Origin of the sequence: Fibrobacter sp. (assembly GCF_045131395.1) — a bacterium.
Classification (GTDB): domain Bacteria; phylum Fibrobacterota; class Fibrobacteria; order Fibrobacterales; family Fibrobacteraceae; genus Fibrobacter.
In genome coordinates, this window is the sequence record NZ_JBGUQY010000040.1 from 79,175 (window position 1) to 89,749 (window position 10,575).

Genomic DNA, 10,575 nt, shown 5'->3' on the forward strand with positions numbered 1-10,575 from the left:
AACGCACCAAAAAGTTTTAACGCAATGACAGCACGCAAGACAATGTCCCGGAGCATTCTGTTGCATATTCTCCTGTACATGTAATAGGAGTTCCATCATTTCCATATGTCCCACATACAGTAACATCTACGGGATTATTTTCAGCTTTAGTGAAACCGCCAACAGTTCCTGCAGGGTTACCAGAACATACCAACACCGTATTATTCCATTGGGCCTGACCTATGGTAACCTTTATCGTTTTCCCGCATTCCACATTATACGACTGATAATCATTTATCTCTACAAAGTTTCCACCTCCGCCACCGGGGTTTGACGATGCATAAGTCACAGTAAAGGGACACGCTATAGATTGCTTTTGCGGGCCATCTCCATGAGAAACGGTAAGAGTATAGGTCTTTTCACCAGAAGCCGTAGCATCAGTAAACGAACTGATAGAAGATGTTCCATCGTAGTTATTACCAGTCACACCCGTAACTCCGCTCACGGTATATTTGCATTTTCCATTACAGCCAGAAACAACGCCCGACACTTTTAACGATGGCGAAGGCGGGTCAATCGACGTTCCCGCATCGACAGGATCCGTTGCTCCCGGATCCGTAAACGAGCCGCACTCCAAATTCAGCGGTAACTTCACCTTATAGTTTCCACATCTTGCCTCCGGTTCGGTGCCTCGCTGAATCAACACTTCGTAATCATGAACACCGGCTTCGTTCGGGCCCGTAAAATACAAGTCAAAATCTTTGGAATAAGTATTTGTAGAACCTGCATCAGCCGGGCCCTTCCTAATCGTGTACTTACAATTACTTTCACCACAATTCTTGACTGTAACCATATTTTTGGGTATTGCCACAGAACCACCCAGACCGGACGCATCAATCTCAACAGGCGTAGTTTGATGAGAAACGCTGCAGGTAACTGGATCATTCGGCTTTGCAACCACAACAAAGCGTTTCGTGCAATCAAATACTACATCATTGTTAGCACTACGGAACGTTACCGTATGCTCACCATCAACAATCAGAGGCCTTCTATGAGAATTAATATCCTTTGTTTTGTCTTTGGGAACTTCTGTAAAATTATTTACACTTCCCGAGCCCTCGTGAATTTTCGTATTGTCATAGAAAATTTCATACGGACACGTTTTCCCTTCGGGACAGACAAGGCGATACTGGAACGGCGGGAAACCAGAACCGGTCACAAGTGAATAGGGAGCCGTTTCTGCATACGCTCTCCATTGACACATTGCCGAGACATCCGTAACAGAGCGGGACACCGTACAAGGAGATCCTTCAGCATGTTCTTCTACGCCATTTTTCTTAACCATCATATTCACTGTGAATACATAATTCTTATTACCGTCCGAAGAATATGGGTTATAATCGGGCGTACTGAACACAATATAGTTGTGCACATCCGGTTGCGGACAATTACCTTCATCGCAATTATAACTTACACTCAAAGAACTGTTAGACTGTTCATTCTCCGTTGCCGTCATTGAATAAGAAGAAACTTTTTTCGTATTCTTAGCTTCAACAGTTACCTTGAATTGCCCCGCATCATACACAACATCCTTACAAGTCAATTTCGGAATGTTGTCGCAGTTCGTTTCTATTTTCACGACATCAATCGCATCCGTTCCAAGATTTCTTACAATAACGCCAGTTACATGTTCCGGATTAAAGCCTTCTGCCTTCGAAAGGTCGTCTACATTGATCGCTACCAATCCATTACTTGAGGTATATGCAGACTTGCTATAAAGAGCATCGTCACCAATTCCACTACGCAAATAAATTTCAACCTCATTTCCGCTTTCATTCGTAATTTGTATCAGCAATTTAGCGGAACGCATGTTAGCACCGTTATTGCCACCAGCCGTAAATATTTCAGCATTAGCGTACGTTCCAACATTAAAATTACTCGCATGTGCAGTCACCTGTCTTGGGGTTGTTTCATCAAATACGGTCAACTTTTCAGAGCACTTTTGAACTTCACCCACCCAGAAAGCACCACATTTGGCCTTTTCTGCATATAGCAAAGCCATATTCTCGTCAGAAAGCAATGCATCGCAATTCTGCACCATAGCCATGGCCATATTGGTTTCAACAGTTTCGCCATTCACCGTACTTTCTACACCATGAGAACCGTCATTTCCAAAGACATAGTAATTAGGAGAACACTCATAATACTCGCCATCATTCTGATGATAGCATGCATCACTACCATTGTACCAATACTGTATCGAACAAGACATTTTATTGAACCAGCTCGAAAGGCCAACCCAAGGCTGCGTCGCAGTATCCTTAGGAACAATTCCACCCAAGTAGGCATCTTTAAAAGAGCATTTCACAGTCGGATACGCATCCCAGCATTCTTTATTATAGGTATCACTCTTCCAGCCGATATCATAAAGCTTAAAATCAGGATCAGAAAGAATGAAACCGACATATTCATTCGCGTTTGTCGTAAACCCGCTAAATCCATTCAACTGCGACAGTTCAAAGGTTGTTTCTCCAGTTCTAAAGCTTCCATAGTGTCCAGTAATTGTTTCTACATCCAAGAAATCGGCACCTTCAGCACTTCGAATGGTCGCGGTCATCGTAACAACTTCAGTACTGCCGACTCGTCCATTACCAGCCAACACATTAGTTTGGCAATTATCACCAATGCAGACTTTCGCAGTGAGGTGCCCATCCGCATTCACAAAAACGTTTAACCGAATGTAGGCAGAAGCCTGATTGTCTGAACGGAGCATGAACCCAGATTCATCGACAGACTTGGCATCGCTACCAACAAGTCTAGGAGCCTGGAACTGCGCACGCATAGAACCATACAGACCTGCATTTACAGAACTGAGAATCTTTAAAACGCCTCTGTCCGCTTGTTTTTTACCCCGTATATAGGAATAATCCTCAAGCCAAATTCTTCCACCCTGATACTGAATCTTATTCCGTAATTCACTATTTCCAATGACAATCCATTTGGCAAATCCATTAAAAGCTCCATTGCCTATGCCGCAATTTTCGGAACTGTTGCAATAGTCAAAGCAATATTTCCATTCATTGTCGTTATCACCGCCAACACATTCTCTGGACGTTTTGAATTCATCAAAGAAACAATGTTTATCCTTTTGGTAGAACAAAGCATCTACAGAATTGTTTCCGCTAACGGCTTCAAATTCCAGGGTCTCGCCACTCAACATTTCTTCCGATGTGCAGTTCGTACTATTTTCCGTATCGCAATCCCAATAGGAGAAATCGGCATCATCGGCCTTAAGCGTAATTTTATCCCCTGCAAAAAGGGCATAATCACATCCATCGGTAGAAGCCGAACAGATTTGCGAGCCTCCAAGTCGAGATGATGTTACCGTAATACTCTTGCCGGGATAATCTCCCTTGAAACCTACATGGAAATTCACCTTGTTGCGTTTTAGCGATCCAAACAAGCTATAGGCCATATTCGGAGTCAGAGGACTCCCTAAAGAATACGAAGGAACAACCGCCGTACACCCCTCGGGGACTTCGCTTTCATCAACAACCAAACTAATATTGCCTGACGATTCGCACGTCCAGGAATCATTTGGCTGAGTCGATTTAGCAAGGCAATTATTCGTAACATCTCCTGTACCAGCAGCCCTAACCCATGTTCCTGTAGCAGAACATTCCGGCCAATCAAGCTGGGACATTTCATAGTAGGCGCCATCCGGCTTACAATCATCCGTAGTCGCACCAGGACCACCTACTCTACAGTATTCCGAAATGCTGTGGCGATTAACAATTACAGAACTAGATATTTGGAACGATTCTGTGCTAGGAACAACAGGCTGACATCCAGAACAATCCGTAATCTGGAAGAAAGCTGTCCCCTCGGTAGCCCCATTTGTAGCAACAGTAAACAACGTCATGGGCGAATTATTGTCAAAATGCAACGTAAATGTACATTGAGCATCGGCATCTGTACAAGTTGTCCCATCCTTAAGTTTTGCATTATTCGGTGTCAAAGTCCAGTTTGCAATCGCACCAGTCGGTTTCTGTACGGTAACCTCAAAGGCTTCAGCCGTTGCGGTGGATTCATAAACAAGCTTTAAGTACTTGGTATCCGTTCCACTCATATCTTCATAATCTGTTTCAAAGTGAACTGGAGGCTGGCTTCCAATGGCAGCATTTTGGACCCTGATATAGAACGGAACCGACTTACCATTTGACGCATACGTACACTCGTACAGATTAGGGACCAAGAACGAGGGTGCCGCAGCAGCACGATTATACAAAAGATCTGGATCTACCGGAATTCCCGCACCACATTCCACATTGGACATGTTCTTTTGCTCATTTGCTCCATTCAAATTGACCACGTTGATGTAATCGCCCAATTTACCATAAGGATTCCTAGGCAAGAAAATAACACGGGGAAGAATAACGAAAGACCCTTGAACAGCATCAGCAGCATTAGCCGCTGGAACAGACTCATGGCTTTCACTTCGACTAACTAGCGACACATGAATTTGCGGAGCTGTGGCAATATAGTAACCGTCCTTCTGTCCCGCAACACCAATCGCGGCACCAGCAGCGCCCTCATCACTACCAAATTCAGGGTTCTGTTCAATAAGGCCCGCTTCTGCCAATTTGGAAAGAACTTCTCCGTTATACAGCAGATTTACACCGCCATCAGCAATCTTTGCCTTACTATCATTCGCCATCACTACAGAACCATTGATCTTTATATTAGAGAAATTCATTCGGGAATCGCTCGTTCCATCCGAGAAAATGAAATAATTATAAACATAGGGCCCCGGATGGGTATCATCTGTTCTAGCAGACATGAGAGTTCCACCACCGTTTTTCGCATAGAGCATGATCGCAGACGATTCAGTCGTGGGCGGAAGATAGAACGCCCCCGTCATTTGCGATTCAAAATAGAACACGAACTTTCCGTTCATCGTTTCTACAACAGTTTGAGTCATATTGCTAGCAGCACTACCATCAAACTTCACTATCATAAAGCCATTATAGAGGGTATTGTCACCATCATTTGTCATTCTCTGCCAACAATCATTCAGCGCCTTAAGAACTTTTTGGGTATTTTCATTCATCATGTCTCCACTAGAAATTTTACCCGCATCATGTTTATCAGCCCATTCGTAGCCCAACGTTTTACAATGGGCATTGGCAATTTTATGCAACCAGACACTCGTATCTTTCAGAAGAACCGGCTGAGGAATTTTATTGTCTTCCTTAATCAAATTGCCATAGGCATTCATCTTTTCAATATTTGCCCAATAGTTTCCACCAATATTTTTTAAGACAGGGTCACTGCTACTCCATGAATGTACTCGATCGTCACTAATTCGGCCCTGATTTTCATTAGACCTGAACGAAAAATAACGATTGTCTTCAAGACCCACATTAGCTTGCGCCGCACCAGTACCAGCGGTTCCGCACGATGTAAAGAATCCTTCGCAGAATTTACTCCAAGTGCCACACCTATTCGAACAATCTGCATCCGCCTTGGTCAGCACCCCATTCTTTTCGCAACCATTCTGGCAGTAGTGAATATCAGACGGGAAACTTTCATAAAGATACACCGGATTACCTAACGTCACCTCTCTTTGGCGATTACTATTTTGGCCGCTAATATTAGCCAAATATGTCGATCCCCTAACACCATTTCTTTGTACATCCGCAATCAGCGAATTTGTAGCAGACCAGTCAAATTTACCAGTTTCCTTAAACACCAAATTCTGTGCTACATAAAAATTATAGGTGGCAGAACCCCTATACAAGGTTCCACCGATAGTCAAATTTCCGTCTGCATCTACAGCGCAATTAGCTGGATAATCGCCTTCAACAAGTAAATCACCTCTCGACGACAAATACCCACCTTCACAACTCGTTATCGACCCCCCAATGTACGCTACTCTATTTTCGCCTCCAAGTTGCGTATTGGAGTTAAAAGAAGCATTCCCCTTTACATACAAATCTCCTCCGACTGCAGTAGTCGTTCCCTGCAGAACGACATTTCCAGTAACAACAAGATCTCTTGTCACCGAAGGTTGGTTTCCAGAAAAATCGCCATTGATAAGAGCAGATTCTAAAGTCGGGGAGTTCGTTGCATCACCATCTACTGAACCAGAAAACGCCTTATCATAATCCATGACCACAGCCATAGACGGGACCGTCATTTGATACAAGCCGTCCACATTGAATACGGCAACTTCCGTATGTTCTGAATTATTCCGAGACGTTCCTCTAGAAAGAATTTTCAGCTTAAAATTGTGAGCAGAACCCGTATTGACACCTGTAAGCCACACATCATAATTTTGCTTGCCTTGAACCCACGGAGTCAACTGGTCATTCAACTTGATAGGTCTGTTTCCATTATCAAAATACTGCTTTATCAAAGCACCCAGCTCATTGCCATGGTATGTCATCCATGCACGAGCGTTTTCGATACCCGCAACTGCACTCTGGTAAGCTTCGCGTTTAAGCATGCGGCTAGCACTAGACTTACCCTCGCTCGTAATCCACTTCCATGTCGCAGTAGCAGCAATGGTCGCTACCAGCATAAACAAAAGTACGGCTATCAAAGATACGCCGGATTTATTCAATTTGGATTTCATCTGCATAGGAAACTCCTTGCTAATCACTAACGCCATTACTAGGTGTGGGAACAATCAAGTCTACTTCTCCGGTTTCACCACTTTTACCATTTTTAGCGCCTCTACTCACTTGCAATTGCAGCCTAAACGCCTTTACTTTAGCCTTATCTTTTACAGAAAATTCCTTGGATTCAGAATAGTCAAAGAAATAGTTAGACGTTTCCACTTTTTTCAAAGACAAATCCGATATGGTTATCCGGCCACTCGCAACAAGCGGCGAGTAACAAGCAAAGGTAAAGACTAGGCACACATTTTCAATTTTATTAGGCACACTAAAGCGCATTTTTCGTGTGCCAGACGACGGATCCGATATCGGCGGAAAGAACATAAAATCATCTACACCCGCAGGTTTTACCCCTTCTCTAGTACGGAAACCAACAGCCATATGATCCTTGCCCGAAACAAAAGTTCTTTCATAATGGGCGTTGTTCAACAGACTAAAGGAAATCTCATATTCAATGTTCGGTTCCAATGTGAAATGATTTCCCGTCTCGCTACAACGAGCACTCCAAGAACCGAGCCCATCTGAATTTTCAATCGCAAACACCTGGTTTACCTTTGGAGCAGCTTCTGCCATTCCGGCAAGAGCATTATTGCTGTTATCGTAATTCGAAACAAAGCCAGTCAACGTCACGTTCCTATAATTCGATTCATCCGAAGCTATAGAAAGAGTCATATAATCACCACCACCCGCAACGCTCCCCGTACGAGAAATCAAACGAAATTCCTGTGAACAAGGCTCAGCAGTGCACGACGGGAAAATTTGAGCAATATTATCATGATGTACCCCCGGCATTGCCGGAGTAACCAAGAACTTCTTTACCCCATTCGCCATGGCAATCGCGTCTTGTTTAGCCGCAGCGACTGAAGCCACCTTCGGGCAAACATCATCATCTCCTATTCCAGAGATCGTACGGCAATAGCGTTTTAGAGTATCGCCTTTTACAAACCAACCAACTTCTTCAACCGCAATATACTGTCCATTTTCATTGAAACGGAACCGTCTGAAAGACAATTCGTCATAATCGGTACCGGCAGTAAGGGTATACGAAGATTGATCTGTCCCATAATTTATATACACATCCTGGGCATCAGTGGTGGCAGAAAACACATCGTTAGAACCTGCGGCACCACTTATTTCTTTCGAAATTTTAGCCCCCATCTGTTCCACGTCATTTTTAAAAAGCATAGCCACGTTTTCGGCTTCCTGCGTAGCTTTAATCATGTTGTCAGTACGAATACGGAACTTGGTCGAGTTACTAAACGCCTGACCAGCAATCACGACAACAATGCCTACAATGCCCATGTAGACAATAAGTTCCATAAGGGTAAAACCGGACTTGGCGTTCTTCATCGCACCACCCCCGAAACCGTAATAGATTGCCTGGAATTTTTAAATTGCCAACTCACCTTGACATCAAGCCGTTTCGCATAAACATGCTGAACACTCTGCAGCATGGTAGTATTATGCGACATGTAGTCAGCATCATGAGATACGGTAACTTCGGCATCATAAACAACCTTCATATCATGATCAATGGCACCAGGCTGGCCCTTCCAAACACGTTCAATATTCGGAATCGAAATTTTGCCAGTGGCACCAACAGATGCATCCGACAAGCGGGCTACGCCAAGGGCTCCCAAAGAGTCAATGATATTTTGAGCAACTTCCGTCGCACCATCTCGACCGCGAATACGAAGTAACGCATCACGATTGCTACCCTGTAAATTGAGAACCGCCATGTACAGAAAGCCAAGTACAGCCGCAGCGACCAGCACTTCGACAATGCCAAACCCCCGCTTGTGACGAGGAATAGATTTGCCCTGCAAATGTTCACACACCTTCACCATAACGCCACCTACTCTCTACAACTCCGTCCAATTACTCCAATTACCATTTTGGGTAAAGTCGCTTCCAACCTTCCACATAGGAATAACGCGATTTACCTTTTTGTCCTTTCGAACAGCACCATAAATATCTTGACTACCATATTGAATGCAGACTCCACCTTCGGGCGGCGCGGCAGACAAGCCTATACGCGGTTTAAAGACATGGTTATTTCCACCAAACCAATCAACCATACTCGTCGGGCAGCCTTGGGTTGTCTTCGATACATATTTCGCGGGCGCTTCTATTGAAAACTCATCGATAACGCCCCCATTGGGAGCCGCACAATTTTTTGTAGTTACATCCTTGACAACAATAATGGTCTGAGGGTTGCCAGGATCGATTTTTAAACATAAAACGGCAGAAAGCCTGCTGGACTCATTCGCAACTCGTTCAATGAACGCAGCGGTATTTATAGCAGCATCCTTTATGCGGGCGTTAGCGACAGCTCGCTGCAGGCCCGCAACACCCACCGTCGAAAGAACACCCATGATGATAACCACCACCAGGACCTCGACCAAGGTGTAACCGGACTTTGCACCGCGACTAAGGAGCTTTGCAAATACCATAAAAAACCTCACTCAACTTCAAAACAAAAATAGAACAAAGCTTTGGCCACGTCCAAACAAGAACGTTTCCGATAGACCATTTCTAAAATAACTTATTTTTTTACAAAACGCTCAAAAAAAATGCAAAAGTGGCGAAATAATGCAAAATTCGCACTTTTTTTGTAAATTTCTGCATCAAATTTGTGATTTTCGCCACAATAGTCCAAATTGGAATGAAAAGTCCCGCCCTTTTACAGGGGCGGGACAAATTTTAGAGGATTCCGGGACTGATCCGGAATGTCATTCTACGATTAAGCCTTAACCGTCGTGAAGGCGAAGGCCTCCCCGTCGGCGTCGTTGGCTTCGAGGCCATCGGCAGCGGCAGCCCACTTGATAGCGACTGCCTGCGTCTCGCCAGCGATGTAGGCTTCGTTTTCGGCCACAGCCTGCTTGAACACGTCGCTTGCAGAGAACAAGGTCACTTCGATCTTGTCGGTGATGGCGTAGTCCTGGTCCTTACGGCGGTTCTGGATGCGGTTCACGAGTTCGCGGGCCACGCAGGCGCGGCGGAGTTCGTCCGTGATCTTGAGGTCCAGAGCCACGGTGAAGTGCTGGTTGGCTTCCACGGCCATGCCGTCGGCCACGATGCGGTTGAGCATCAAGCAGTCAGCACCAACTTCACCAAATTCGAACTTAATCGTTTCGCCAGCCTGGAGAGCCTTGATTTCATCAACCGTAAGGCTGTTGAGCTTAGCGGAAATTACCTTCATGTTCTTTGCGTAATCCGGACCCTTCGCCTTGATGGCGAGGAAGTTCGGCTTGGCGGAGAGCTGCACGAGCTTCGTCTCATCTTCGAGGAACTTCATTTCGCGAACGTTGAGTTCTTCGAGAATCAAGTCCTTCATGGTCTCGGCGACGTTCTTTTCTTCGTTACCGTGAGCAACGACTGTCATGCTGGCAATCGGCATACGGTTCTTTACGTTGTTTGTAGCGCGAATCACGCGGCCCATTTCGACCATGCCACGCACCATGGCGATGCGTTCCACGAGCTTTTCGTCCATCAGGGACTTGTCGGCGCTCGGGAACTCGCAGAGGTGCACGCTCACCGGAGCATTGGCATCCACTTCGCGCACGAGAATCTGGTAGATTTCTTCGGCGAGGAGCGGGAGGAACGGAGCGAGAATCTTGGAGAAGTCTACGAGAACCTTGTACATGGTAGCGTAGGCGGCGTTCTTGTCGCCATCGTTTTCGCTCTTCCAGAAACGGCGACGGCTGCGGCGCACGTACCAGTTCGTGAGGTCATCGACTGCGGCAATCACAGCGGGCACCACATTGTACAAGCGGTAAGCCTTCATTTCCACTTCGACCTTGGCGGCCAAATCCTGCAACGTTGCAAGCATCCAGCGGTCAAGTTCGTTGTCAGACTTCACTTCCTGACCCGGCTTCCAGTTCAACTGGCCCTTGGCGGCGTCGGCGTTGTGGTT

The 10,575-nt window shown here is 45.4% G+C and carries 5 protein-coding genes; all 5 read right to left on the minus strand.

Annotated features, from left to right (window positions below; translation table 11 throughout):
* Window positions 1-16 precede the first annotated feature (16 nt).
* A complete protein-coding gene (locus ACJMNB_RS10530; protein ID WP_405342215.1) occupies window positions 17-6,622 on the minus strand; it encodes a hypothetical protein in 6,606 nt (2,201 codons plus the stop codon).
* Between the two features lie 13 nt (window positions 6,623-6,635).
* Window positions 6,636-8,009 (minus strand): type II secretion system protein J, encoded by a 1,374-nt coding sequence (locus ACJMNB_RS10535; RefSeq protein ID WP_405342217.1) that lies wholly within the window; start codon window positions 8,007-8,009, stop codon window positions 6,636-6,638.
* On the minus strand, window positions 8,006-8,506 hold the full coding sequence (locus ACJMNB_RS10540) for a type II secretion system protein (protein ID WP_405342219.1): 501 nt from the start codon (window positions 8,504-8,506) through the stop codon (window positions 8,006-8,008). The genes ACJMNB_RS10535 and ACJMNB_RS10540 overlap by 4 nt, the downstream gene beginning before the upstream one ends.
* Before the next feature lie 15 nt (window positions 8,507-8,521).
* Window positions 8,522-9,112, minus strand: a complete 591-nt coding sequence (locus ACJMNB_RS10545; protein ID WP_405342221.1) for a prepilin-type N-terminal cleavage/methylation domain-containing protein — start codon at window positions 9,110-9,112, stop codon at window positions 8,522-8,524.
* Between the two features lie 290 nt (window positions 9,113-9,402).
* A partial coding sequence (locus ACJMNB_RS10550) for a DUF5915 domain-containing protein (protein WP_405342223.1) occupies window positions 9,403-10,575 on the minus strand: 1,173 nt, incomplete at its 5' end.

Bases quoted from the DNA above. Each gene is read 5' to 3' on its own strand.
- ACJMNB_RS10545 (WP_405342221.1), bottom strand. From the start codon at position 9,112: ATGGTATTTGCAAAGCTCCTTAGTCGCGGTGCAAAGTCCGGTTACACC.
- ACJMNB_RS10530 (WP_405342215.1), bottom strand. From the start codon at position 6,622: ATGCAGATGAAATCCAAATTGAATAAATCCGGCGTATCTTTGATAGCC.
- ACJMNB_RS10535 (WP_405342217.1), bottom strand. From the start codon at position 8,009: ATGAAGAACGCCAAGTCCGGTTTTACCCTTATGGAACTTATTGTCTAC.
- ACJMNB_RS10540 (WP_405342219.1), bottom strand. From the start codon at position 8,506: ATGGTGAAGGTGTGTGAACATTTGCAGGGCAAATCTATTCCTCGTCAC.